18 protein-coding genes are annotated in these 26,327 nt (G+C 71.0%); 10 read left to right on the top strand and 8 right to left on the bottom strand.

What is annotated here, in order from left to right; genetic code table 11:
• The first annotated feature begins 56 nt into the window (after nt 1-56).
• A complete protein-coding gene (locus ABZ441_RS20410; RefSeq protein WP_358975871.1) occupies nt 57-1,631 on the top strand; it encodes an alkaline phosphatase D family protein in 1,575 nt (524 codons plus the stop codon).
• A gap of 94 nt (nt 1,632-1,725) precedes the next feature.
• Here ABZ441_RS20410 and ABZ441_RS20405 read toward each other — a convergent pair whose 3' ends face one another.
• The 3 genes from ABZ441_RS20405 to ABZ441_RS20395 form a co-directional block, all read right to left on the bottom strand.
• On the bottom strand, nt 1,726-2,616 hold the full coding sequence (locus ABZ441_RS20405) for an alpha/beta fold hydrolase (RefSeq protein ID WP_358975868.1): 891 nt from the start codon (nt 2,614-2,616) through the stop codon (nt 1,726-1,728).
• Between the two features lie 228 nt (nt 2,617-2,844).
• Nucleotides 2,845-3,843: a hypothetical protein gene (locus tag ABZ441_RS20400; protein WP_358975865.1), complete on the bottom strand. Its 999-nt coding sequence runs from the start codon at nt 3,841-3,843 to the stop codon at nt 2,845-2,847.
• Complete coding sequence (locus tag ABZ441_RS20395; protein WP_358975862.1) at nt 3,840-7,304, bottom strand: DNA polymerase III subunit alpha; 3,465 nt, start codon at nt 7,302-7,304, stop codon at nt 3,840-3,842. The genes ABZ441_RS20400 and ABZ441_RS20395 overlap by 4 nt, the downstream gene beginning before the upstream one ends.
• Nucleotides 7,305-7,457: 153 nt before the next feature.
• On the opposite strand from ABZ441_RS20395, the gene ABZ441_RS20390 reads away from it, so the two are divergent.
• Nucleotides 7,458-8,522, top strand: coding sequence for a DUF3533 domain-containing protein (locus tag ABZ441_RS20390; RefSeq protein WP_358975859.1), 1,065 nt, complete (start codon nt 7,458-7,460; stop codon nt 8,520-8,522).
• A gap of 9 nt (nt 8,523-8,531) precedes the next feature.
• Here ABZ441_RS20390 and ABZ441_RS20385 read toward each other — a convergent pair whose 3' ends face one another.
• On the bottom strand, nt 8,532-9,707 hold the full coding sequence (locus ABZ441_RS20385) for a macrolide family glycosyltransferase (RefSeq protein ID WP_358975856.1): 1,176 nt from the start codon (nt 9,705-9,707) through the stop codon (nt 8,532-8,534).
• A gap of 375 nt (nt 9,708-10,082) precedes the next feature.
• Between ABZ441_RS20385 and ABZ441_RS20380 the strand changes: the two genes are divergently transcribed.
• Complete coding sequence (locus ABZ441_RS20380; RefSeq protein ID WP_358975853.1) at nt 10,083-10,580, top strand: phospholipase; 498 nt, start codon at nt 10,083-10,085, stop codon at nt 10,578-10,580.
• A 195-nt stretch (nt 10,581-10,775) separates the two neighbouring features.
• Here the strand turns inward: ABZ441_RS20380 and ABZ441_RS20375 are convergent, their stop codons facing one another.
• The gene (locus tag ABZ441_RS20375) at nt 10,776-11,384 is read right to left on the bottom strand and encodes a hypothetical protein (RefSeq protein ID WP_358975850.1); all 609 of its coding nucleotides are present in this window, start codon (nt 11,382-11,384) and stop codon (nt 10,776-10,778) included.
• Nucleotides 11,385-11,620: 236 nt separating this feature from the next.
• Here ABZ441_RS20375 and ABZ441_RS20370 point away from each other — a divergent pair, with 236 nt between their 5' ends.
• The 6 genes from ABZ441_RS20370 to ABZ441_RS20345 all read left to right on the top strand — a co-directional run bounded on the left by ABZ441_RS20370 (nt 11,621) and on the right by ABZ441_RS20345 (nt 18,427).
• A complete protein-coding gene (locus ABZ441_RS20370) occupies nt 11,621-12,169 on the top strand; it encodes a YciI family protein (RefSeq protein ID WP_358975847.1) in 549 nt (182 codons plus the stop codon).
• A gap of 58 nt (nt 12,170-12,227) precedes the next feature.
• On the top strand, nt 12,228-13,379 hold the full coding sequence (locus ABZ441_RS20365; protein WP_358975845.1) for a GDSL-type esterase/lipase family protein: 1,152 nt from the start codon (nt 12,228-12,230) through the stop codon (nt 13,377-13,379).
• Nucleotides 13,380-13,482: 103 nt separating this feature from the next.
• Nucleotides 13,483-14,019, top strand: coding sequence for a VOC family protein (locus ABZ441_RS20360; RefSeq protein WP_358975842.1), 537 nt, complete (start codon nt 13,483-13,485; stop codon nt 14,017-14,019).
• A complete protein-coding gene (locus ABZ441_RS20355) occupies nt 14,012-14,641 on the top strand; it encodes a MerR family transcriptional regulator (protein ID WP_358975839.1) in 630 nt (209 codons plus the stop codon). Before ABZ441_RS20360 ends, ABZ441_RS20355 begins: the two co-directional genes overlap by 8 nt.
• A 94-nt stretch (nt 14,642-14,735) precedes the next feature.
• On the top strand, nt 14,736-16,187 hold the full coding sequence (locus ABZ441_RS20350; protein WP_358975836.1) for a protein kinase: 1,452 nt from the start codon (nt 14,736-14,738) through the stop codon (nt 16,185-16,187).
• A gap of 245 nt (nt 16,188-16,432) precedes the next feature.
• Nucleotides 16,433-18,427: an N-6 DNA methylase gene (locus ABZ441_RS20345; RefSeq protein ID WP_358975833.1), complete on the top strand. Its 1,995-nt coding sequence runs from the start codon at nt 16,433-16,435 to the stop codon at nt 18,425-18,427.
• Nucleotides 18,428-18,534: 107 nt separating this feature from the next.
• On the opposite strand, the gene ABZ441_RS20340 is transcribed toward ABZ441_RS20345, so the two are convergent.
• Nucleotides 18,535-19,620 (bottom strand): S1 family peptidase, encoded by a 1,086-nt coding sequence (locus ABZ441_RS20340; RefSeq protein ID WP_358975830.1) that lies wholly within the window; start codon nt 19,618-19,620, stop codon nt 18,535-18,537.
• Between the two features lie 437 nt (nt 19,621-20,057).
• Between ABZ441_RS20340 and ABZ441_RS20335 the strand changes: the two genes are divergently transcribed.
• Nucleotides 20,058-20,942 (top strand): alpha/beta hydrolase, encoded by an 885-nt coding sequence (locus ABZ441_RS20335; RefSeq protein ID WP_358975827.1) that lies wholly within the window; start codon nt 20,058-20,060, stop codon nt 20,940-20,942.
• Nucleotides 20,943-21,002: 60 nt separating this feature from the next.
• On the opposite strand, the gene fxsT is transcribed toward ABZ441_RS20335, so the two are convergent.
• Nucleotides 21,003-24,929 carry an FxSxx-COOH system tetratricopeptide repeat protein gene (gene fxsT, locus ABZ441_RS20330; protein WP_358975824.1) on the bottom strand — a complete coding sequence of 1,309 codons (3,927 nt, stop codon included), beginning with the start codon at nt 24,927-24,929 and terminating at the stop codon, nt 21,003-21,005.
• Nucleotides 24,926-26,227, bottom strand: coding sequence for an FxsC protein (fsxC, locus tag ABZ441_RS20325; RefSeq protein ID WP_358975821.1), 1,302 nt, complete (start codon nt 26,225-26,227; stop codon nt 24,926-24,928). Before fsxC ends, fxsT begins: the two co-directional genes overlap by 4 nt.
• Nucleotides 26,228-26,327 lie beyond the last annotated feature (100 nt).

Below are 26,327 nucleotides of genomic sequence, written 5' to 3'. Positions count from 1 at the left end.
GACATCAATGCCCGGCAGCGTGTCCGAGGTTGACGCAGATCGACCGAGGAGGACCCGTGGTCTCGCATTCCGTGTCCCGCAGGCAGATGTTCGGATTCGGCGGAGGAGCGGCCGCCGCGCTGATGCTCGGGACGGGGGCGTGGGAGGCACAGTCCGCGTTCGCCGCGCCCGCCCTGAAGGGTGACCCGTTCACCCTGGGTGTCGCCTCGGGCGACCCGACGTCGGACGGTGTCGTGCTCTGGACGCGTCTGGCTCCCGACCCCTTCGCCCAGGACGGCCAGGGCGGCATGCCGGCGAAGCCCGTCCGGGTCCACTACGAGGTGGCGCTCGACGAGCGGTTCCGCCGGGTGGCACGCCGCGGCAGTGTCGTGGCGACTCCGGAACTCGCGCACTCCGTCCACCCCGAGGTGCACGGGCTCGCCCCCGACCGCACGTACTGGTTCCGCTTCAAGGCGGGTTCCGCCATCTCTCCCGTGGGACGTACGCGCACCACCCCGACGCCCCTGTCCTCTCCGCGCGAGCTGAAGTTCGCCTTCGCGTCCTGCCAGGCCTGGCAGGACGGCTACTTCACCGCGTACCACCACATGGCCCAGGAGGACCTGGACCTGGTGGTGCACCTCGGTGACTACCTGTACGAGTCCGGCGTCAGGACGAACAAGCGCGGCGTGAGCACCGACCCCAGGTTCCACACCGAGACCCTCGACCTCGCCCGCTACCGCCTCCAGTACGGCCTCTACAAGTCCGAGGCCCCGCTGCGCGAGGCGCACGCCAACTTCCCGTGGATCATGACGTTCGACGACCACGAGGTGGAGAACAACTGGGCGGACGAGACCTCCGAGAACGACGAGGACCCGAAGACCTTCCTGCTGCGCCGCGCCGCCGCCTTCCAGGCCCTGTACGAGCACGCGCCACTGCGCCGCACCCAGGTGCCGAAGGGCCCCGACGTACAGATGTACCGCAGGCTCCCCTACGGCCGGCTCGCCGACTTCACGATGCTCGACACCCGCCAGTACCGCGACGACCAGGCGTGCGGCGACGGCGCCTCCGCCGACTGCGCCGACCGCTTCGACGCGGACCGCTCCCTGCTCGGGTCCCGCCAGCGGGACTGGGTCCTCAAGGGCTTCAGCCGCTCGCGGTCCCGCTGGCAGATCCTCGGCAACCAGGCCCCGATGGGCCAGACCGACCAGGACCCGGGTCCGGCCACGAAGGTCTGGACGGACCCGTGGGACGGCTACGTCGCCGAACGCAACCGGCTGCTCGCCGAGGCGGACACCCGCGGGGTGCGCAATCTGGTCGTCATCACGGGCGACCGCCACCAGAACTACGCCTGGGACCTCAAGCGCGACTACACCGACCCTGAATCGGCGACCGTCGGCTCGGAGTTCGTGGGCACCTCGATCACGAGCGGCGGCGACGGCGCCGACATGACGGCCCAGGGCGAAACGTTCCTCGCGGCGAACCCCCACATGAAGTTCTTCAACAACCAGCGCGGCTACGTGCGCGTCACGGTGGACCGCGACCGCTGGACGAGCGACTTCCGCGTCCTGCCGTTCGTCACGAAGCCGGGCGCCACGATCAGCACCCGCGCGAGCGTGGTCGTGGAGGACGGTACTCCCGGCGTCCAGATCTGACGGATCCGGTCGGTGGGACCGTACGGACAGACATCCGGCCATCATGCCCGGATTGTCTGTCCGTAACTTCCCACCGACCCGTTTCCCGGTCCTGTCAGCCGACGGCCGAGGCGCAGGTGGTCGGGGTGGCGTGCGCCGGGTCGAGGGAGTTCGCCACCTCGTGGAAGGCGATCCTGTCGATGGTCCCGATCGCGACGTGCTCGGACAGGTCGACCGGGCACAGGTCCTGGAGCAGGACGTTGCGTACGTTCGGCCCGTCCAGGTACTGCGTGCGGTACGGGGTCACGACCTCGTCGTACTTGGTCGCGATCACCGTGTAGCGGACGCCGGGCACGGTGTCGCCGCCGGCGTTGAGCTTGGTGATGAAGGCGGACCCGGCGATCTGGTCGGCCAGGCCCGGGGTGTTCGTCGTGAGGAGGTCCTCGATGCCGGGGAAGTACGGCAGCAGCCGGGTGAGGCCCAGGAGCGTGGTGCCGTGGTTGTCGGGGGCGATCCCGACGAGGGCGTTCACCTTGTCGGCTCCGCCGAGGAACTTCAGGTAGTAGTTGGGCATCATGCCGCCCTGTGAGTGGCCGACGAGGTCGGCCTTCGGGGCGCCGGTGGCGTCGAGCACCTTGTCGACGAACACGGCGAGCTGCCCTGCCGACTTGTCGATCGGGCCCAGTCCGTTGAAGACCGGCACTCCGGGGAGCTGGCCGTAGTCGAGCGAGAAGACGCAGTAGCCCCGGTTGACGAGGTACGGCGCGAGGACCAGCCAGTTGTCGATCGAGTTGCCGAAGGTCCCGTGGACGAGGACGACGGGGCGGGGGTGGGCTGCGGAGGGCCTGCAGGAGTAGTCGTTCCAGCCGCGGGAGGAGGCGGCCTGCGTGGTGGCCGCGTTGGCGGTCGCCGTGGGGGCGGCGACCAGTGCGGTGACGGCGAGGAGGAGTGCGACGAGCGTTCGGCGTGCGCGTGGGGTGCGCGGGGCGCGGGTCCAGGGCAGCATCGGGTGGTCTCCTTGCGGCTCAAGGGAGTTGCGATGGCGGTGCGCCCTGCGGTCCGGACCACAGCGGGTTTTTTAACGTGCTCATGCCAAGTTACGCATGGGTAAGGTCACGGGGGAAGTTACGCGTCGGTAAAAGATTCCTGCGCTCCGGACGGCCGGCGCCCTTGCTTTCGATGACCGCGCCCTGGACGGCCGGTCCCCCCTGACCGGCGCCCCCGGCGGCCCGCGTCAGGCCGCGAGCCGCCCCGGCTTCACGGCCTGCGGGCCGAAGCGGGCCCGCAGCCGGTCGGACACCGCCTCGATGCGCCGTGCCCGTTCGTCCACCGGGTCGAAGGTGAGCTGGTGGGCGGCCCGTTCCGCCTCGTGGAGCCCCTCCGCCCGCAGCCCGATCCCCCGCACCCGCGCCCGCTGCAGGGCGAACGAGTCCTGGATCCGGTACGCGAGCGAGGTGAGCGCCGCCGAGTGGGCGGTGGGCTCCGGAAGCGTACGGCTGCGGGTCAGCGTGGCGTAGCCGGTCCGGTCGGCGTAGCGCACGGAGACCGCGAGCGAGCGGCACACCTGTCCGTCGACGCGCAGCCTGGCCCCCAGCTCCTCGGTGAGCGAGAGGAGCGCGCGGCGGTGCTGCTCCGGGTCCAGTTCGTCGCGGGGGAAGGAGCGTTCGGCGGCGATCGACCGGGCGGCGGCGTTCGGCACGACCCGCGTACGGTCGATGCCGTTGGCCCGCTCCCACAGCTCCCGCCCGGTCCGCACCCCGGTGATCCGCTGCAGGGTGGCGAGCGGTGCGGCGGCTATCCGGCCGATGGAGTCGAGCCCGTACCCGCACAGGGTGCGCGCGGTCGCCGCCCCGACGCCGTCGAGCGCGGCGGCGGGCTTGGACGCGAGGAAGCCGGCGTGCTCACCGGGGGACACCACGAAGGTGGTTCCGGCCGTCGCCTGCCGTGCGGCCATCCTGGCCAGCATGGGGTTGGAGGCCGCCCCGATCGCGCAGTCCACGCCGTGCAGGGCGAGGGCGCGCACCCGGATCACGGAGGCCAGGCCGGCCGCGTCCTGCCCGAAGTAGCGCAGTGCGCCGCTGACATCGGCCAGCGCGGCGCCGGGCGGGGCCGCCTCGACGACCGGGGTGAACGCCCCGAGGAGGGCGAGCAGCCCTTCGTAACCCACGCTGTCCGGAAGCCCGCCGCCGATCCGGCGGAACCGCAGGCACAGGACGGCCGGCTGCTCGTTCATCCCGCACTCCCCTGGCTCTGGTGCCACAGCTTCCTCCCGGTGGGCGTCCCCTCGCCGGCCGGCTGGAGATCGGACCAGGGGTTCATCTCGTAGCCGGTCGGCAGCTGGATACGGCGGCCGTCGTCGGGCGTCTCCCCCTCCTCGTCGGCGGGCACCTCCGCCAGCCGTGCCGCGACCGCGTCGAGGCCGCCGGTGCGCCGGAGTTCGGCCAGTTCCGCCAGGTTCCAGGCCGCCGCGCCGACCACGCTCATGCTGCGTGCGCCCCGCCGCTGGACCGTCCCGCGCACGAGCAGCAGCCACGAGTGGAAGACGGTGTGCGCGCAGGCGGCGTGGCTGTCGTCGAAGAAGGCGAGGTCGACCAGTCCCGTCCCGTCGTCCAGGGTGGTGAAGACGACCCGGCGCCCGGAGCGGATCGGCGGGGTCTGGGTGGCCACCTTCGCGCCCGCGACCAGCACCGTCTCCCCGTGTCCGGCCTCCCTCAGCCGCTTGGCGGAGACCGCGCCCAGCTCCTTCAGGAAGGCGTGGTGATCACCCATCAGGTGGCGTGACACGTCCATGCTGAGCACACCGAGCTCGGCACTGAGGCGTTCGGCGTCGTTGAGGTCGGGCAGGCCGATGGTGCCGGTCCGGTGCCCGTCGCCGAGCGGGAGCTGGGCGCCGTTCCCCCTGGCCCCGGAACCCCGCTGGGCGCGGTGGAGTTCGGACAGGTGCAGCAGCAGGTCCCGGCGGTTGGCTCCGAAGGCGTCCAGCGCGCCGACCTGGGCCAGCCGTTCGGCGGCGGGCTTTCCGGGCCTGGCCCGCTGCCAGAAGTCCAGCAGCGAGGTGTAGGGCCGACCGGCCTCGATCCGGGAGACCTCGGCCTCACTGATGCCGTGGACGTCCGAGAGGGCCAGCCGCAATCCCCATTTATCACCGTTGTCGCCAGACACCAGTTCGATCTGGTGGGCGGCCGCCGACCGGTTCACGTCCAGCGGCAGCACCGGCACACCGCGCCGGCGCGCGTCCGCGAGCAGCAGCCGCTTCGGATACATCCCGGGGTCGTGCGTGAGCAGTCCCGCGTAGAAGGCCGCCGGGTGGTGCGCCTTGAGCCAGGCCGACTGGTACGTCGGCACGGCGAAGGCGACCGCGTGCGCCTTGCAGAAGCCGTAGCTCCCGAACGCCTCGATGATCTCCCAGGCGCGGGCGATCACCTCGGCGCCGTACTTCCTCCGCGCCGCCTGCTCTGCGAACCAGACCCTGATCCGGGCCTGCGACTCGGGGTCGGAGAGCCCGCGCCGCACCCGGTCGGCCTCACCGCGTCCGCAGCCGGTCATGATGTTCACCATCTCGATGATCTGCTCGTGGAAGACGACCACCCCGTAGGTGTCGCGCAGCGCTCCTTCCAGGTCGGGGTGCGGATAGCGCACGGGCGCGCGGCCGTGCCTGGCCTCGATGAACGGCCGCACCATGTCGGCGGCGACCGGGCCCGGCCGGAACAGCGAGATGTCGACCACCAGGTCGTGGAAGGTGGCGGGCTGGAGCCTGCCGACCAGGTCGCGCTGCCCCGGCGACTCGATCTGGAAGCAGCCGAGCGTCTCGGCACTCCTGATCAGCCGGTACGTCTCCGGGTCGCCCTGCGGCACGGCGTCCAGGTCGATCTCCCGCCCCGAGGCCCGTTTCACCTCGGTCACCGCGTGCGCCATCGCCGACTGCATCCGCACGCCGAGCACGTCGAGCTTGAGCAGCCCGAGGTGCTCCACGTCGTCCTTGTCGAACTGGGACATGGGGAAACCCTCGCCGCTGGTGGGCATGACCGGGGTGCGCCGCAGCAGCGAGTCGTCCGAGAGGAGCACCCCGCACGGGTGCATGGCGATGCCGCGCGGCAGGGCGTCCAGCGACTCCACCAGGTCCCAGAGCCGGCCGTACTTCTCCTTCCGCCCTGCCACGGCGCGCAGTTCGGGGAGCTCCTCCATCGCCGCGCGGGCGTCCCTGGCCCGGATGTGCGGGAAGGCCTTCGCCAGCCGGTCGGTCTCGGCCGGGTCCATGGAGAGGGCTGCGCCGACATCGCGGATGGCGTGGCGCACCCGGTAGGTCTCGGGCATGGAGACGGTCGCGACCCGCTGGGCGCCGAAGCGCCCGATGATCGCGCGGTAGACGTCCAGGCGGCGGGCCGACTCGACGTCGATGTCGATGTCGGGCAGTACGAAACGCCGCTCGGACAGGAAGCGCTCCATGAGCAGCCCGTGTTCGACCGGGTCGGCGTGGGCGATCCCGAGCAGGTGGTTGACCAGGGAGCCGGCCCCGGAGCCACGCGCGGCGACCCGTATGCCCATGCCCTTCACGTCGTCGACGACCTGGGCGACCGTCAGGAAGTAGGAGGCGAAGCCGTGGTGGGAGATGATGTCCAGCTCGCGGTGCATCCGCTCCCAGTAGTCGCGTCTGCGGTCGTAGCCGTGCCGCACCATGCCCGCCGCGGCGCGGGAGGCCAGCACCCGCTGGGCGGTGCGCCGCCCGGCCCCGACGAGGTGCGGCTCGGGGAAGTGGACACTGCCGAGGCCCAGGTCGTCCGCCGGGTCGACGCGGCAGGCGTCGGCGGTGCGCCGGGTCTCCGCGAGCAGCCGCTCCCCCGCATCCTTGCCGAGCCCGGCGGCGGAGGCGATCCGCCCGGCGGTCTCCCGCATGGCACGGGCGTCCTTGAGCCAGCGCTCCCCGGTGTCGAGAGGGGAACGGCGCGGGTCGACGGGGACGAGCCGGCGGGCCGAGTCGAGTACGTCGGCGACGGGACCCTGCCCGGGGTCGGCGTACCGGACGGCGTTGGTGAGCACGGCCCGCACCCCTTGTTCGGCGGCGAAGCCGACGGTGCGGGCGGCGAGCCGCAGCGATCCGGGGCCGGTGCCCTCGCGGCCGTGGTGGACGGCTTCGAGGCGCAGGGCGTCGCCGTAGATCTCCCGCCAGGGGGCGAGCAGCACGGCGGCCCGGTCGGGCCGCCCCGCGGCGAGCGCGGCGCCCACCTCGGAGGCGGGGCCGAGCAGCACGGTGAGCCCTTCCGCGGGCAGCGCGGACCGGGCGAGCAGGGGCTGTCCGGTGTCCTGGGCGTCCGGAGCGTGGGCGGCGGTGACCAGACGGCACAGTTCGGCCCAGCCAGGGGCGCCGTCCCGGGCGAGGAAGGTGACCCGGGGTGCAGATTCATCGACAAAGGCACCACCGCGGACCGGCGTGCGCGGCCTGTGCGTACGCCCCTCGCCCGCCGCCCCTCCCGGCTCCTGCCGCGCCACCGCGAGCTCCGCCCCGAAGAGCGGCCGTATCCCGGCCTTCTCGCAGGCCCTGGCGAAGCGGACCGCACCCGCGAGGCTGTCGCGGTCGGTCAGCGCGAGGGCGCCCATCCCCCGCTCGACGGCACGCTCGGCCAGCCGCTCCGGGTGCGACGCCCCGTACCGCAGGGAGAACCCGGAGAAGGTATGCAGATGCGTGAACCCTGACATCCGCACCTCCTGGACCGATCCGTACTCACCCCCTCGCTCTCCACCATAGACCAAGTTTCGAACGTTCGTACGATAACTGAGGGTGCGGCCACCCCTCCGCCATTCGGCCCGCCCCCGCCTGCGCGAACAGCGCCCTGCCCGGACCGTGGGGGCATGACTTTCGCTGACGAGGTGAAGAACGCCGTCACCGCACGCGCCGCCCTGCTGGTCATCGGCGTACTGGGACTGCAGCTGCTGTTCATCGCCTCCTACGTCGGCGCGCTGCACAGGCCGGACCCGACGGACGTCCCCTTCGGGGTCGTCGCCCCGCAGCAGGTGTCGGGGCAGCTCGTCACCCAGCTGGGGAACCTGCCCGGCGGCCCGCTCGACCCGCGCGCGGTCTCCGGCGAGGCCGAGGCACGCCGGCAGATCGAGAACCGCGACATCGACGGCGCCCTGGTGGTCAGCCCCTCAGGGTCGACGGACACCGTGCTCGTCGCCTCCGGCGGCGGCACCGTGCTGGCCACCTCGCTGACAAAGATCGTCGAGGAAGCGGAGGGGCCCCGGCGGCGCACGGTACGGACCGTGGACGTGGCCCCCGCCTCCCCGGACGACTTCGACGGCCTCTCGTCCTTCTACCTGGTCGTGGGCTGGTGCGTCGGCGGCTACCTCTGCGCCTCGATCCTGGCGATCAGCGCGGGCACCAAGCCCGCCAACCGGCAGCGCGCGGTGATCCGCACCGGGGTCATGGCGCTGTACTCGATCGCGGGCGGCATCGGCGGCGCGGTCATCATCGGCCCGGTCCTCGGCGCGCTGCCGGGCAGTGTGTGGGCACTGGCCGGGCTGGGCGCCCTGGTCGTGTTCTCGGTCGGAATGATCACACTCGCCCTGGAGGCACTCACCGGCATCGTCGGCATCGGCCTGGCCGTCCTCATCATCGTGATCGCGGGCAACCCGAGCGCGGGCGGCGCCTTCCCGCTGCCGATGCTGCCGGACTTCTGGCGGGCCATCGGCCCCGCCCTGCCACCCGGCGCGGGCACCTGGACGGCCCGCTCGATCGCGTACTTCAAGGGCAACGCGGTGACCGGCCCCCTGCTGGTGCTCTCCGCCTGGGCGGTCGTCGGCACGGCCCTGACCCTGCTCCTGTCGATGCGCCGCCGGGAAACGGACGGAACACGGCAGGCTGCCGTTCCCGGGGGGACGGCGGCCTCCCCCGGGAACGGCTCGAGCCTCGCCTGAGGCCGGGGGTCAGCCCAGCATCTCCTCGACGAGATCAGCGGCCCGGGCGGTACCGCCGTCCGCCCGGACGTCGGCACGGAGCCGCGCCGAACGCCGGGCGACTCCGGGGTCGGTGACGAGCTCGGTGAGCGCGGTGCGCAGCGCCACGGCGGTGGCGTCCGCCGTGTCGATGCGGCGGGCCACGCCCAGCTCCACCAGCCGGTCCGCGTTCATGAACTGCTCGGCGCCCTGCGGGACGGCGATCATGGGCACACCGGCGTACAGCCCCTCACCGCTGCCGCCCATCCCCGCGTGCGTGACGAACGCGTCGGCCTGCTCCAGGATCGCCAACTGGGGCACCCAGGAGTGCACCTCGACGTTGCCCGGGATGTCGCCCAGCTCGTCCGGGTCGATGTACTTCCCGATCTGGAGCACGACGTGCCAGCCCGCCAGGTCGCCGTACGCCTCCAGGCACCGGCGGTAGAACTCCGGCTGCTTCGTGTACGCCGAGCCCAGGGAGATCAGCAGCACTTTCCCGGCACCGGCCGGCCGGGTCCAGGTGTCCCGGTCCGCGCGTGCGCCGAAGCACGGGCCGACGAACGTCACCACGTCGGCGTCGACCCGGTCCGCGTGCGGCTGCATGGCCCTCGGGATCGTCGCCATGGCCCTCGACGGCCGGCCGGAGAAGGCGTCGACGTCCGTGGTGGTCGCCCCCGAGACGGCGAGCCACCGCGCGAACTTCGCCCGGTACGCGTCGGCGCCGGGCAGCTCCCACAGGGCCGCCGCCATGTCCTCGGCGTAGCCGTCCCAGGCCACGAAGGTCGGGGAGAGCTGCAGGACCGGCCTGCCCTGCGACTCCGCCAGGGCGCGTGCGGCGTAGGCGCCGATGTCGTACAGGTAGAGGTCCGCCCTGTCCTGGTCATAGGCGGCGCGCAGGTGCGGCAGGGCCTGGACGGCTTCGTCGAGGAAGACGTCCATCGCGGCGATCGGGTCAAAGGGCCAGTCGTTGTCGGCGAACGGCAGGACGGATCCGTACGGGACGAACTCGGCACCGGTGGCCGTGATCAGGTCCGCCACAGCGGGGTCGTTGGCATACGTCACCCGGTGGCCGCGGGCCACGAGCTCACGCAGGATCTCGAGGCTCGGCAGGACGTGGCTGACGATCGGGATGCCGATCATCGCGATGTGGGTACGGCGACGGGACATGGAGGATCACTCGATTCAGGTCTACGGCGAGAAGGACACACCGGACAGGCGCGCAACCGCCCGGGGCACAGCCTGCCGGGGAGCGCGCACGGGGTGCGCGGCAAGGGAACGGGGACGACGCCCCGTCCGGTGTCAGCCGTAGATCTGATGGAAGTGCATGCGCGGCATCCTAGGGAAGCCCGGCTCATTACGCACGGGTTTTTCGGGACGGCCCACGGACCGGCGAACTCCTGGCGGCCAACTGGCGATCAGCTGACGATCAACTGGCCAAGACGCTAGTCATGGCAGGTACATGACGTCATTCTATGAGCAGCCCCGCGCGATCCGCGAGGAGCGTTTTCGGCACAACCCCCTTTTATCCCCCGGAGGTTGCTCATGCGTCGCAGATTCACCATGCCGCTCACGGCAGTTGCCATGTCACTCCCGCTCGCCCTGGTACCGGCGGTCTCCGCTTCGGCCGCCCCCTCGGACAAGCCGCAGGTCCTCAGCTCCTGGACCCAGACGAGCGCCTCCAGTTACAACGCGTGGAACGCCGCCCGCAACAACCAGGGCGCCTGGTCCGCGTACGGATTCAACTGGTCGACGGACTACTGCAGCACCTCCCCCGACAACCCGTTCGGCTTCCCCTTCCAGACGGCCTGCGCGCGCCACGACTTCGGCTACCGCAACTACAAGGCCGCCGGCACGTTCCCCGCGAACAAGTCCCGCATCGACTCCGCGTTCTACTCGGACCTCAAACGCGTGTGCGCCGCCTACTCCGGCGCAAAACTGACCTCGTGCAACAGCACGGCATGGACGTATTACCACGCGGTGGACATCTTCGGCGTCGCACCGGCCAAGACGGCCCCCGAGGAGCTGGCTCCGGCGGCCTGACCGTCGCGCCCCGGGCCGGACGGCGGGGCCCTCCTGAGGGTCACGCCGTCGCCCGGCGTGTACGCCAGGGGCTGGAACCCCTGGCGCACGCGGACCTCCGGTCACCGAGCAGGCGATGCGGGAGGAATCTCCCGGCGCCCCGAACCACCGGGGGCCCGCGGGGCCGGCCCGCAGTCCGCCGCCCGCCCGGTCGGCTCAGTAAGCGCCGACCGACCAGAAGACGCCGACCTCGTCATCGTTCACCGCGATCAGCCCCAGGTCGTCGAACAGGTCGAGGCCGTTGATGTACTCCCCCGTGAGGAAGAGACGGGATTCGGTCCCCTGCAGGCCCGCCGCGACGAAGTCCCGGGCCGGGTCCGAGGCTGCGGCAGTCGCGTTGGTCCAGTAGCTCGCGGTGGGTCCGTACCGGTCGAGCAGAATCCGCGCGTCCGCCAGGACGGCATCCCGGTCCGGGCGGGAGCGGACCGGGGAGTACTCCGCCTGCCACTCCTCGGTCATGACGGCGAGCGCGGTGACCGCCGCCTCCGCCTCCAGGGGATACAGACATCTGGCGAACTCCGAAGCAGCCGGCGGATCGAAGGGGTAGCCGGGCACCTCGTGACGGGCGGTGTTCTCACGGTCCCGGTCGAGCCTGGCCCAACCGCGGGGGTCGGGGACCGAGCGGTGCAGCACGGCGAGGACGTCGTACGCCCAGTCCTCGTGGAGCCGGGGTCCGGTGGCCACGAAGTTGTAGGAGTCGTCGAGCAGCCGCAGCGCTGCGGCCTCCCACGAACTACGGGAGCTGGAGGGCACGTTCAGCACCACAGCGGCCTCCAATCGGGCGTCGGGCCGATTGACCGGCCGGTCGGACAGGCATTCGTGCATTCTTCCCGGAACGCGGAGGTACGCCGCACTCCCCTGTTTCCGCGCCTGCTGTCCCGTCGACACCTCCGCCCTCCCGCACCCCGGGTATGACCCGCGCAGCACCTCCTGGAGCAACGGGCTCACCGTCACCGGAACCCGGTTGAGGTGGGGCCCCTGATACGGAAGAGTCCGGGGACATGGAGTTCTTCTGCTTCCACCGCGATCGGCCCGGCTCCCTCTCCCTGCGCGAGGAGTTGCTGGAGAAACACTGGTCCTACATGGACCGGTACGCGAAGGAGCTGATCGCCCGCGGCCCGACCTTCGCCGACGACGGTGAAACACCCACCGGCAGCGTGCACATCGTCGACCTGCCCGATCCCGCCGCCGCCCGCGCGTTCGCCTTCGGCGAGCCCAACTACCAGGCCGGCGCGTACCGGGACGTGATGCTGCGCCGGTGGCGCAACGTGCTGGGGCGCACCATGTGGGATTTCCCAGGTGGCCTGGCCGGTGGCAACCGGTACCTGGTGCTCGGCCTCGGCGAGGGCCCGGCCACCGACCTCTCCCTGCCGCTCGACCGGGACGAACTGGTCGCGTACGGGCCGCTGCTGTCCGACGACGGCGACACCTGGCTGGGTACGGCGGTACTGCTCAGGGCCCCCGACGCGGACACCGCGCGAGCCGTCCTGACTCCGGACCGGTACGCGGACATCGAGGTCCACGACTGGGAGTTCGGCGGGCGTCGATGAGCCACGGAGGCACTGGGCCGGCGTCATCTCCGGAACACGTGGGCCTGGGACGGGAGCGGTGACGGCGGCGCTTCGGGCGGTTCCTCTGACGGGCGGGCCGGTGGAGTTCCGGGGAGCGCTGGACCTGGAGACCGCACAGGCAGGGGTGATGCCGCGCCGGCTGCCCTCGTGGACCAAGGAGCAGTACCAGAACCCGTCGGTCTACGGGGTGACCGTGATGCCCTCGGGGGTGCGGCTGGTGTTCCGCACCGATGCGCGCGAATTGGAGTTCGAGGTTCTGACCTCCACCGGTCAGCTTGACTCCGACTCCCGTCCTCGCCCGACCGGGATGCTGGAGTTGCTGGTGGACGGTGCCGTCGCCGGGCGACAGCAGGCGCCGGTGGGAAACGTGCTGCGGATGGCGGGCCCCGGGGCCGTACCGCGGCTCGTCCCCGGCGAGCCGGGGACCGTACGGTTCGCCGGGCTGCCGGCCGGGATGAAGGACGTCGAGTTGTGGCTGCCACAACAGACCCCGACGGAACTGGTGGCGCTGCGCGCCGACGGCGACGTGCTGGCTCCGCTGCCGGACGGGCGGCGGCATTGGGTGCACCACGGCAGTTCCATCAGCCACTGCATCGAGGCTGACGGCCCCACCGGGACCTGGCCGGTGGTGGCGGCAGCACTCGGAGGGGTGGAGGTGATCAACCTCAGCCTGGCGGGCAACGCGCTGCTGGATCCCTATGTCGCCCGGACGATCCGGGACATGCCCGCCGACCTGATCAGCCTCAAGGTGGGCATCAACATCGTGAGCCTGGCCGCCTTCCGGCTGCGCACGTTCGGCCCGGCGGTACACGGGTTCCTCGACACGATCCGGGACGGACACCCGGACGTCCCGCTGCTGTTGATCTCTCCGGTGAGCTGTCCGGCCCTGGAGGAGACCCCCGGCCCCACCGCGACCGGCCCGGACGGGAAGCTCTCCGCGCTGGGCGACCCGGCCGATGTGGCCGGCGGGGCGTTGTCACTGGCGGTGGTCCGTGCCGAGCTGGCACGGATAGCCGCGGCACGACAGGCGTCTGATCCCCGTCTTCACTATCTCGACGGACGCGCGCTGCTCGGCCCGGACGAGGCGGACGACCTGGCCGACGGCCTTCACCCCACCGCCGCCGCGTACCGCCGCATGGGCAAGCGCTTTGCGGCCCACGCTTTTACGGCCGCGGGCCCCTTCCTCTGAGCGAGCCGGAGGTCGGGGAAGGCGGCCGGGCGACGGGTCCGAGCTCGGCCATACCGGCCAGGCATTTGACCCTCACGCCGCGTGAGGCTGAAAGCTGGGACGCATGAGCGACTACTACAACGCGTTCGAGACAAGTCCCGTGCCCGCTCCCGGCCCGGATGCGGTTCCGCCGGAGCTGTTCCGTGGCATCTACGGAATGCCCGCGTTCGTGACGATCCCCACGAACGACATGGAGGCATCGGTGGACTTCTGGACGCGCGGCCTCGGGTTCTTCGACCTGTTCAGCATCCCCGGCAGGCTCGTACATCTGCGCCGGTGGGCGTTCCAGGACGTACTTCTCGTCCAGGCGGCGAACGTTCCGGAGCAGGCGCCGGCGATGAGCGTCAGTTTCTCGTGCGTGCTCAGCCAGGTCGATTCCCTTGTCGAGGCCTGTCGTGCGTTGCGCCCGGATTCGGTCGACGGTCCGCGGGACACTCCCTGGAACACCCGCGACGTGGAGGTGATCACCCCGGAGAACGCACGGGTCGTTCTCACTGCGGCCAAGCCCTTCGACCCGGCCAGTCAGGAGGCGCGGAACCTCGAAGCCATCGGGATCACCGCACCGGCCGTCGGCCCCGGCGACAATGGGAAACATGCCTGACACCACTGACGCCGAAGGCCTGACCGTCGGCCAGGTCTCGGCGCGTCTGGGCGTGACGGTCCGCGCGCTGCACCACTGGGACGAGATCGGCCTGGCGCGTCCGTCGGTGCGCACGACTGCCGGATACCGGCTCTACACGGCTGGTGATCTGGAACGGCTGCAGCGCATCGTCGTCTACCGCGAGCTCGGTCTCGGCCTGGACAGGATTCGGGCCGTCCTGGACGATCCGGCCGTGGACGTGCCCGGGGCTCCCGCACGCCTGCGGAGACGCGATGACGATCCGGAGCAAGCCGTTGCCGGACTTCGGGTACAGGGACCGCACGCTGAGCGGCGCACCGCCGAGCGGGCTCCCGGCGCCTCAGCGTCTGGTCGCGCCCCCGAGCAGCTACGACGCAGCCTCGCCGCCCGCTTCGCGCCGGTGCCGCCCGGAGTTCCGGTCGCGCCCAGACAGGTGGTGCAGCGCGTCGACCGGGGTGCTCGCCGCTCTCCCGCGCGGATCGAGACCGCGGTGGGCCGGGTCGAGCGGACCGCCGGAATCCAGCAGCGCCTGTCATGCCACGTCATGGTCACCGCGGTGGACGTGTCCGACCGGGTACGGCCGGCCGTACCTGCGGACGCATGAGGCTAATCCGGTTCCTCGTGGGTACCCGCGTCGGGGATGCGCGTCGTCCCGGACTCGCCAAGGGTGCGAGCCCTTCGATGCAGAGGGAGTGGGAATGAGGCTGCGCGACTTCGCTCAGGCGACAGCTTCCCGGTGTTCAGCAGAGGTGCTGAACGGCCGGTACCGGTTGGACGGCCCCGTCGGCTCGGGCGGCGCTGCCGACGTGTACCGCGGGTTCGACCTGCGGCTGAGGCGACCGGTCGCGGTCAAGATCTTCCGGCCCGACGCCTGCGCCGGCGGGGAGGAAAGCCTGGCCGGCGAAGGGCTGATCCTGGCCGGGCTCCACCACCCCGGACTCGTTACCGTCTTCGACGCAGGGCAGCACGACGGACGTACCTTTCTGGTCATGCAACTGGTCGAAGGGACCACGCTGAAGGAACGCATCGCCGAGGGCCCGCTGCCAACCGACGTCACTGCCACACTCGGTGCGGGCCTCGCCCAGGCGCTGGGTCACGCACACGAGGCGGGAATCGTCCATCGCGACGTCAAACCCTCCAACATCCTCATGGATCATGCGGACCGGCCTTACCTGGCTGACTTCGGTATCTCGCGGCGTCTGGACACAACCACCCGCACCGCCACCGGCACGCTCATCGGCACACCCGCCTACCTTTCTCCCGAGCAGGTCCTCGGTCAACCCGTCGGTCGGCCTGCCGACATCTACGCCCTCGGCCTGGTACTCCTCGAATGCCTCACGGGAAGGATCGAGTACGACGGCGGCCCTCTCGAGGCCGCGATCGCACGGCTGCATCGTCGCCCGGAACTGCCCCATGAGCTGCCCGAACAACTGAGCCTCCTGTTGCGGAACATGACGGCCCTGGACGAGCAGGACCGGCCACCGGCCCGCGACTGCGCCCACGCACTGAGCACAGCGGCGGACACAGCCCCCATTCCGCTCGCCCCATCGACGCCCACCACGAGTCTCGTCGCTGCCCGGCAGCCGTCGCGGACGGCCGGCCACACTCAGGCGAATCCGATGCTCGCCGCGGCGCACGACAATCCCCCACGCCCGCCCGCCCGGAGGCGTCTCCTCGTAGTCGGCACGGCCACCGCACTCACCATTGCCGTGGCGACCGCGGTCGTCGTCACCGGCACCTCCGCACCGCAGGACGACGGCCGTGTCACATCCAGGGTCACCGGCACCCCCAGCCGCACGATGGACGCAGCCGGCAGCACAGAACGGACGACGGCGCCGGCAACGTCTCCAGTAGCACCGTCCTCCGGCCACAGCACCTCTGCAGACACACGTCCCGGCGGCGTACCCCATCAAGGCACCCCCTCCACGTCCCACAGTTCGAATGGTGCACCCGCTGACAGCGCGGGCGCCCGAGGGCCGGCCGGCCGGGCGACACAGACCGCGCCGCAGGACAAAGGCACCTCGGGAAAGCCACCGGGAAACAACCGCGCGACCCAGCCCCCTGCTCAACCGCCCGGTCAGGCAGACAAGAAGAATCCCTCCAAGAAGAAGGCCCGCAAGGAGGCCGAATCGGCGGCCCGGGAACACTGACGCCCGCCCGACGCCGACATGGAGGAACTTCTCGACGAGCCGGCCCTGGGAAAGCCGAGCCGGTACCGGTCACGCAGCACTACCGCCGGAGCGAATGCGCTCAGATTCCCAAATCTATACATTCCCCACACGGCGACATCAAGGGTTTGACCTGTGAACAAAGTCAATGAGCGTAGTAGCCTGCCATGACTGCGGCCGCCGGGACGCCGACCCGCCCGGCCCGCCAAGGACCCGGAGACCCTCGAATGCACAGAACCGACGCCGTACCGGTCAGTCTCGCCGAGATCGCCCGGATCGCGGGTGTGGGGCGTGCGGCGGTCAGCAACTGGCGCCGCCGTCACGACTCGTTCCCGTCCCGCATCGGCGGCACGGACGTGAGCCCCCAGTTCTCGCTGTCCGAGGTGGAGCGGTGGCTGCGGGACAACGGCAAGCTGCGCGACGTCGCCGGCCGCGAATTCCTGTGGCCGCGGTTCGAAGCACTGGGCAGCAGAGACACCTCGGGGCTCGCCATCGCCGAGGCGGCCCGCAGGATGCGCTCCCCGCGAGCCCGCTCCACCCTGGCGGACCTCTCCGAGGAGGCGCGCGACCTGGCCGGCGAGGCCGCCCGGCTGGGTCGGAGCGACGGGCCGCGCGACACGTTCGAGTTCCTGTTGCAGCGGTGGCTGGACACCCATGTACGCCAGCTCAGCACCACACCCGCTCCGCTGGCGTCGCTCATGGCCCGGATCGCGCTCGGCGCCCGGCTCGGTGAGGGCTCCGGTGGCCTGACGGTCTTCGATCCGGCGTGCGGCACAGGGCATCTGCCGGTGGCGGCGGCGGAGGAGTACACCGGCCCGGAGCCGGCTCTGGTCGGATGCGAACGCGATCCGGCGCTTGCCGCCCTCGCCACCGCCCGCCTCGGCTTCGCGACGGAGGGCCGGGCGGACGTGCGAACGGAGATCGTGACGGCCGACGCGCTGCGAGCCGATCCGTTCGCCGGGCTGCGGGCCGACATCGCCCTGTGCAACCCGCCGTTCAACGAACGCGACTGGGGCTACGAGGAGCTGGCCACCGACCAGCGCTGGACCCACGGGCTCCCGCCGCGCACCGAACCCGAGCTGGCCTGGGTCCAGCACCTGCTGGCGCACCTGAGACCCGGCGGCACCGCCGTCGTCGTCCTGCCTCCGGCCGTCGCGTCCCGCAAGGCGGGCCGCCGCATCCGGGGGTCGCTGCTGCGTACGGGGATCCTGCGGGCGGTCGTCGCCCTGCCGCCGGGCTGCGCACAGCCGCACAGCGTCTCGCTCCAGTTGTGGGTCCTGCGCGCGGCCCCGGACACCCACGGCCCGGCGGGCCCGGCCGCCCAGGACGCCCTCCTGGTCGACGCGACGCGGCTCGCCAAGTCCGGCGGGCGCGAGCAGGGACCCGACTGGGGCACACTGACCGACTTCGTCCTGTCCGCCGTCTCGCAGCTCGACGCACCGGAGGGCGCACTCCCGGACGGCGCCGTCCGGATCCCTCTGCTCGACCTGCTGGACGACGAGGTGGACGTCACTCCGGGGCGCTACACCTCTGCGGGCGGCGACCCGTCGGGCGTCGAACTGGCGGCCTCCTGGGCCGAACTGGGCGACTCCCTGGGCCAACTCACTGATCTGACACAGCAGTTGTCGAAACTCGGACTCTCCGAGGGAGACTCCCGTACGACAGCCACGGTCGGCGACCTCGTGAAGGCCGGCGCCCTCACCCTGCGCGCCGGGCAGCAGCCGGCGGACACCACGGCGCCTTCCCACCATGACGCACGCCTGCCCCTCCTCACCGTCGCCGATCTGCTGATGGATGGAACTCCGGGCACCGAGGCCGACCCCGGCGCCGACACGACCGTGGCCGAGGAGGGCGATGTCGTGGTCGCCGGTGTCGTCCGCGCGTTCAGGGCGTGGGTGCACGAAGGACCGCCGATCGCCCTGGGACCCCAGCTGTACGTCCTGCGGGTGGAGCCCGCGAAGCTGAACGCCCATTTCCTGGCCGGCTGCCTGCGCGCCCCGTCCAACGGCCGCCAGGCCGGCACGCACGCCTCGAGCTCGTCCCGCGTCGACATCAGGCGCCTGCACGTCCTTCAGCTGCCGCTGGAGGAACAGGGCTCCTACGCAGAGGTGTTCCGCCGCCTCACCGCCTTCAGGAGGCTGCTGAACAGGGCGGACGCGCTCGGCGAACAGCTCGCGGACGACATCGGCGACCGACTCTCGGCGGGCGGACTGACGGGCTGACGGGCTGACGGGCGGCTGACGGGCCGGGAAGCCCACGGAAAGACGGAAAGCCCGCCCCTCACGCAGAGGGGCGGGCCGGCCGGCTCGTCAGGAGCCGGATCCGTGGGTCAGCCGATCTCGGCGCCGTACGCCGCCAGCGCCTCGGGCACCGGCTGGAAGAACGTCTCGCCGCCGGCGGAGCAGTCACCGCTGCCGCCCGAGGTCAGGCCGATCGCGGTGTCGCCCGAGAAGAGCGAGCCGCCGCTGTCGCCGGGCTCGGCGCAGACCGTGGTCTGGATGAGGCCGTTGACGATGTCGCCGTTGCCGTAGTTGACGGTGGCGTCCAGGGCGGTGACCTCACCGTCGTGGACCTGGGTGGTGGAGCCACTGCGGGTCACCGTCATGCCGACGGTCGCGTCGCCCGCCTTGGTGATCGCCTGTGTGGAGCCGTCGTAGAGGTCCACCTCGCTCGGGTGCGCCACGTCGGACGTGTACTTGACCAGGCCGTAGTCGTTGTCCGGGAAGCTGGAGCCCTCGTTGGCGCCGATCTCCGAGCCGCCCTGCGTGTCGGACCAGCTGCTGATCCCCTCGGTGCAGTGCCCGGCGGTCAGGAAGTACGGCTCGCCGTCCTTGACCACGTTGAAGCCGAGCGAGCAGCGTCCGGTGCCGCCCCAGATTGCCTCGCCGCCCGCGATGAGGGGCTTGAACTCCCCGTCCGACTTCTTCAGCTCGGCCTTGGAGCCGAGGCCCTCGACCACCTTGCTGAGCTTGTCCCAGGCGGCGCCGTCGACCGTACGGTCCGCAGTGACGACCATCTTGTTGCTGACCGGGTCGACGGCCCAGGAGGTGCCCGGGATGGTCGCCTTGTCGGAGAGGGTCTGGCGGGCGTCCTTCAGCTCGGCGAGCGTGTTCTGTACCAGTCTGGCCTTGCCACCGGCCTGGCGGACCTGCTCGGCCGCCGCCTCGTCGACGACGTTGACGACGAGGTTCTTGGCCTTGGCGTCGTAGTACGCGCCCGCCGCGTCGCCGCCCAGCTTCTTGTCCAGGCCGGCAGCGAGAGTTCCGGCCGAGTGGGCGTTGACGGTCCGTGCCTCGAACTGCGGTACGGCGTCACTGGCGTTCGCAGTCTGGAACGTCACTCCTGCCGCGACCAGAGCGAGGACGGCCGATCCGGCCATCGCCACGCGCTTGCTGGATATGCGTCGGTGCTTCAACTTCGACCTCCTGTGGGGCCGTGCACGGACAAGTGGGGTGTCCGGAAACACGGAGGATGGGGCGCCCACTATTCCGATGCGGGCGGTAGCACACAAGGTCGACTTCAGGACGCGCACACGACGACGACCGTTCACCCGCGAGGTGTTCACAACCCGGGCGTCGTGCCACGTCGATTCCGATTGCGAACACCCGGTGCGATGACCCGTCGGCAGCGGGTGAGGACTAGTCCTGTCCTGTAGTAGCCCCTGGAGTCCGGATGTCGTGGAGAGCACTCCTGAAGCCGAACGCCACCGAATGCCCCCGGACGTCCCGGACACCACCGGCGCACCCCCACGGGGAGTGCCGGTATCGCTTCTGATGAGTCATCATCGAACAGGCAGTACACGCCGGGTAGTTGATGCCCGGACCGGGCGGGGTGACCGAGCGGAGGAGCGGCGTGCGAAGTCGGGTGCGCGTGGCGGACGGACGGCATCTGATGGTCGAGCGTCAGGGGGATCCGCGGGGCAGACCCGTGTTCCTCCTGCACGGGATGCCGGGCAGCCGGCTGGGTCCCGCTCCACGAGGGATGGTCCTGTACCAGCGGAAGACGCAACTGATCGCCTACGACCGGCCGGGATACGGCGGCTCCGACCGACTGCCGGGACGCCGGGTGAAGGATGTCGCCGAGGACGTGCGGGCGATCGCCGACTCCCTCGGCCTGGAGCGCTTCGCCGTGGTCGGCCGCTCGGGCGGCGCTCCGCACGCCCTGGCCTGCGCCGCGCTGATGCCCGACCGGGTCACCCGTGCCGCGGCCCTGGTCAGCCTGGCCCCCAGGGACGCCGTGGGACTCGACTGGTTCGAGGGGATGGCCGAGTCGAACGTGCTCGCGTACTCCACGGCGGCGGCGGATCCGGACGGGCTGGCGCAGTCCTTCATCAGCCGCTCGGCTGAGATCCGGCAGAACCCGGTCCGGCTCCTGGACGACCTGCGCCGGGAACTGACCGACTCCGACCGGACCGTGGTCAACGACGCAGGCATCCGCACCATGCTGCTCGCCAACTTCCGTGAGGGACTGCGCACGTCGGCGTACGGCTGGATCGACGACGTCATGGCGTTCTGCACCCCGTGGGGATTCGACCCGGCGGACATCACGTGCCCGGTGATGCTGTGGCACGGCGTGAAGGACGTGTTCTCCCCCGTGGGCCACTCCCGCTGGCTGGCCGGGCAGATCCCGGGTGCCACCGCCGTACTGGAACCGGCGGCAGCACACTTCGACGCGCTGTCCGTGCTCCCCGACGTGCTCAACTGGCTGCTGGACGACGGGGAGGCCGTGGCCTGCTGACCGAGGCGGGGCTCCGGTGCCGGACACGTCACGACACGTCCGGCACCGGGCCCATCGGGCTCACACCGCCATGGGCTCCAGCTCACGGCGGAACCTTCGCTCGGTCCTCGCTATCCGGGTCAGCGGATGCTCGTCACCGAGCTGCCGCGCCAACTCGTCGCCGGTCTCCGCCCGCAGCCTCAGCGCGTCGTCCTCGCGTCCCATCGCGTCGAGCGTGACCGCGATGTTCGAGGTCATGGCCAAGGTCTCCGGGTGGTGTGCGCCGAGGACCTCCCGCAACTGGCCGGCCACCGTGCGCTCCGTCTCCAGCACGATCTCGAGCCCGCCCCGGTCGGCCGTGGCGTTGGCCAGGTTCATCACGGAGAACAGCGTGTTCGGGTGCTCCTGCCCGAACACCTCGCGCATCGAGGCGACCACCCGGGTGAGCAGCGCCTCCGCTTCCAGGGGCGCACCGGTTCCCGAGAGGTAGATGCCGAGGTTGTTCTGCGCGGCCAGGGTGTACGGGTGCTGCTCCCCCGGCACCTTCATGTACTCGTCCACCACCTCCTGCGCGGTGTCCCTGGCCTCCACGGCCTCCCCTGCGGCGAACAGGTCGGCCGCCATGTTGAGGTCGCAGGCCAGGGACTCGGGGTTGGCCGAGGTGTACTTGGCCCGGTACCTGGCCCGGGTGGCCACCGTCAGCCTCCGCGCGTCCTCGAGCTGCCCCGCCCTGCGCAGCGAGACCGCCAGGCTCTTGGCGGCGCTCAGTGTCGTCGGATAGGTCCGGCCGAGTGTGGCCTTGAAGCTGTCGTACGTACGGCTGAGCAGACCCACCGAGTCCTCGTACCGTCCGACCTCGCGCAGGTCACGAGCCAGGCACATCGCGGAGGACAGGCTGTACGGATGCTCCGGACCCAGGACCTCGGACCGCAGGTCGTAGACGTCCTGGTCGATCTCCCTGGCGCGTGCGTACTGCCCGACGCTCCGCAGGTTCAGCGCCAGGTTGTTGGCCGCGGCAAGCGTGCGGGGGTGCCTGTCGTGGAAGATCTGGCTGAACCCCTCGTGCGCCGCGGTCGCCAGCTCGATCGCCCTGCCGTAGTCACCGAGCAGCCCCAGGTCGATGGCCAGGCTGCTGGTGGTCATGTACGTGTGCGGGTGCTCCGGCCCCAGTACCTCCCGCTGCCGGCCGAGGGTCACCTCGTCCAGCTCCTTGGCCTCCACGAACCGGCCCCGGGTACGCATGATGTTGGAGAGGTGGAAGCAGAGGTAGAGGTACTGCAGGTCCCGGTTGCCGAGCATGTCCCGCCACGTGTCACGGAGCTCGTCCCCGAGTCGGCCCGCCGTCCGGACGTCTCCACGCTTCCACAGGTAGCGCACCCGGTCGATGAGCAGCCTGCGTGTCTCCGGGTCCTTGCAGTTGCGCGCGTCCGACGGGCCGAGGTGCGGCCAGATCGTGGCGAAGCGCGGCCAGGTCCCGGGGTTGTCGATCGGCTCGTCGTCATCGGGGCGGGCGCCCGCCAGGATGCGGTGGACGACATGCCTGGCCTCGCGCTGCTCCTCCTCGCTGAGCTGCGCCCTGATCACCGCCTGGACCAGGCGGTGCACCTGGATGGAGTTCGACACCTGGTCGACCTTGGCCAGGGCGAACCGGCCGATCTCCCGGATGACCCGGCCGAGTACCAGTTTCTCCTGGAGCGAGGCGTCGTACGGCTTGAGTGCCTCGATCATCTCCTTGCTGTAGAGGAGGTTGGCGGAGATCGGTTCGGGCGCGAAGAACGCGCAGAGCTGGAGCAGCCGCACCGCGGCCGGCGAACGCTCCTTGAGGCGTTCGATGGAGATGTTCCAGGTGGCGGCGACGGGTTCCGGGTAGCCGGCCGGCTGGTTCAGGGCGAGGACCTGGGGCGCCTGGCGGGCCAGTTGCTCCAGGTAGCTGTCGATGGGGGTGGCGGTCTCCGCGATCCACGCCGCCGCCTGTTCGACCGCGAGCGGCAGGTCCCCGACGGCGGTGGCGACCTGGGCGGCGTCCTCGTCGCTCAGGCCCGGCGCACGGCGCTGCAGGTGCTCGATCGACTCCTCCCGCAGGAACACGTCGACGGGCAGCGCGTCACCGTGCTGGGACCACGTCTGGTTCCTGGACGTGACGAGGATGTGGCCCGATCCGCCTTGCGGGAAGTAGCGGCTGAGCCGCTCGGGGTCGTCGGCGTTGTCGAACACCAGCAGCCAGCGTTCCGAGGGCACGCCCCGCCGCAGCAGGTCCACGGCTTCCTTCGAGGCCGCCGCCATGTCGTCGCCGCCCTGGGCGCCGAGCCGTACGGCGAGTTCGGCGAGGCTCGCCACCACGTCGTCGATCTGCTCGGACGATATCCACCACACCAGGTCGTAGTCGGCCATGAAGCGGTGTACGTACTCCAGGGCCACCTGGGTCTTGCCCACACCACCGAGCCCGTACAGCGCCTGCGGCTGCGGCAGCACCACGGCCATGCCGCCACCGAGCTGGTCACGCATCCGCTCCAGGACCAGGGAGCGGCCCGTGAAGCCGGGGTTGCGGGGTGGCGCGTTCCAGATCCTGGGGACGGTCCCGGGGAAGCGGGGTCCCGGCGACATCCCGTCGCCGAGCTGCACCGGCCGGTCCAGCGCGCGCATCAGGGCCGTCGTGGCGTGGACCTCGTCCAGCCGGAACAGGTCGACCGGATTCCGGTCGATGTACGGCGCGGAGAGCCGGACGTCGCTGACCCTGAGGGGCAGCAGCTGACGCCGTCCGCCCCCGGGGTCCTCGGAGACCGCCCTGTCCCACAGGGCAACGGCCCGCTGCGACTTGAGATAGGCGCTGGAGAGCAGGACGACGGTGCGGGTCGCGGACTCGGCCGCGTGCGTGACGTCCCCGGTACCCGCGGAGACGTCGCGCGGGACCACCCGGAACCCCGCCCGGGTGAGGACCGATTCGACCCAGTCGGCCCACATGCGGTTCTCCGCCACGTAGCTGAGGAAGAGGTCGGCGGGCAGCGCGGGCCTGCGACGGGTGAACGCGTCACGGATGCGTAGCCGGACCTCCTCCCCCACCGGGGGCATGGAGGTGATCTCCTGCTGTGTGACGACCGCGGTGAGCCGCTCGAAGGCGGACAGGAGCGAGTTGCTGAGCCCGGCCTCGTCGCCGAAGGTGGCGAGGGTCTCCTCGTACGCGTAGTAGGGGCGGTAGGGGATCTCCACCGCACCCCAGTAGGCGGTGAGCTCGTCGCCCGAGAGATCACGGGGCAGCCGGTCGAACTTCAGCCTGGCCAGCGCCCTGCCCGCGTCGGCCTTCTCCTTCTCGCCCTCGTCGATCCGCATCGGGACGGGGAAGATCGAGATGGGCCGGCCGGTGTAGCGCTCGGCGATCTGCCGGGCGACCGAGGCCGCGCCGTCGATGGACTGGTCGCTGAGGGTGAAGCAGTCGACGAGTACGTCCGGGAGGTGGACGGTGCAGATGTCGGCGATGTCGCTGAGGCCCGTGCGGCTGTCGATGAGGACGTAGTCGTAGTTGGCCTTCATGTCGTCCCGCAGCGCGTCGAAGAAGTGGCCGCCGCCGAGCCGGTCGTAGAAGTTGTCCCAGTCGAAGGTGGAGACGGTCGCGGAGTACTCACGGTTCTGGCGCCCGGCGGAGACGAAGTCGAGCGTGCCGCCCCGGGGGAACTCCCAGCCGAGCGTCTCGGGGGTGAGCGAGACCGCGTGCGGCTGGATGCGGGCGTAGTCGCGGTGCCAGTCGTCCGCCCGCTGGGCGGGGTTGGTCGCGGCCCAGGCGTACTCGGTGATCAGATCGATCACGCCGGTGGTGGCCCCGAGCGTCGAGGGGTCGAGGAAGGGGTGGAAGAACCGGTGGAGCCCCGGGGCTTCCAGGTCCCAGTCGACGGCCAGCACCCGCTTGCCGTTGGCGGCGAGGATCCAGGCGGTGTTGGCGAGGGCCATGGTGCGCCCCGTGCCGCCCTTGTACGAGTAGAAAGTGACGATGCGCCCGTCACGACCGGCTGTCATACGTCCTCCGCATCCGTCGCAGGGTCGTGCATGTCGGGTATGAACTGGGTGCTTCCCATGGGCCCCGTCAGCCGGGTCCGCTCACTGGGCCTCCCACCGGCCGGTGGATAGACCGTGGCGTGCCTGAGGTACTGCTGGGCAGCCACCTCGACCACTTGGGGAAGGATCTGGCCGAACGCCTCCATACTGGGCACCCCCTTGGCCGCGACACGGCAGAAGGCCCGCCCCTGCCGCATCTTGACCGGCATCGTCCGCTCGAGTCTCTCGGTCAGTTCGGCCTCGGCCGCTCTGCTCTGGCCGTCGTCCCTGCACCAGGGGACGACCATGGTCACCCACGGCCGGTTCTCCTTGTCGAAGGCGGCGAGCCGCCGCCGCAGGTCCTCGTCCCGCAGGGCCCAGCGGTCGACCAGGAGGATCTCCGGGGTGCTGGGTGGCTGCTTGCCCTCCCGCTGCCCGGGCTCCTCGTCGAACGTGGTGATGACGGCCTGGTAGTTGAGGGAGCGCACCAGTTCCTCGGCCATGTAGGCCAGTGGTCTGGCCGCGGCCGGATGGTAGGGGTTCCACTCCTGCGGATTGTCGCCGTAGTAGTCCGGGTTCCGGCCCTCCGGCAGATCGTGGCGGGTGGGCGCGGCGATGGTGATCCGCATGGGCCTGGGGACGCCGACTCCGCTGCCCGGTGCGCCGAAGGCGCTGGGGACGAGGCGGAAGTCGAGGGGTCTGCCCGAGCCGATCCGTACGGTGTCGGCGACGTGGACGATGCGCTTCGCCAGGTGGTAGACGGCCTGTTCGTAGTCCTGCGCGAACAGTGTGAGCTTGATCAGCCCGTAGAGTCCGTCGCTGACGTAGCGGTCCCCGAAGTCCCGGTGATTGAACTGTAACCGCTCGGCCGGTCCCGGCAGTTGGCTCGGCTGCACCGGAACCCACAGCGCGGGGACGATCGCCTCCGCCGGCTGGTTCGACCGGGCCCGGTGATGGATGGCGCGCTGTTCGAAGGCGTACCACTCCTTTCCGCACATCTCGCTGGCGAAGTAGCGCGGCGAGAACAGCGGTACGAATACGCGGCAGTTGGCCAGGACGTTGCCGAGCCGTTCGGACCAGCCCTCGCCGGAGCGGATCTCCCGGTCCATGAAACCGGCCGGCGATCCCGCGGGCAGATTGGTCATGGCCATCACATGACCGCAGAGATCTTGGAAAAGCCGTTCGACCCACATATCAGGGTCCGATCCACCGCCGTACCCCGGTGTATGCGCGTAGCTCAGAAAAAAGTACGGCCGATGGTCCGCTCGCTGTTGCGTCATGCGTGCACACGACCCCCGTCCTGTGTGAGCACCCGCATCCCAGGACTGTGGAGAGGGTGCGAGCGAATTCATCATTCCGGAGCGGACAGTGCTCCACCCC

It is taken from the genome of Streptomyces sp. NPDC005752 (assembly GCF_040630715.1).
Lineage (GTDB): Bacteria > Actinomycetota > Actinomycetes > Streptomycetales > Streptomycetaceae > Streptomyces.
The sequence above is the reverse complement of the archived record's forward strand: the minus strand, read 5'-3'. Positions and strand labels throughout refer to the sequence as shown.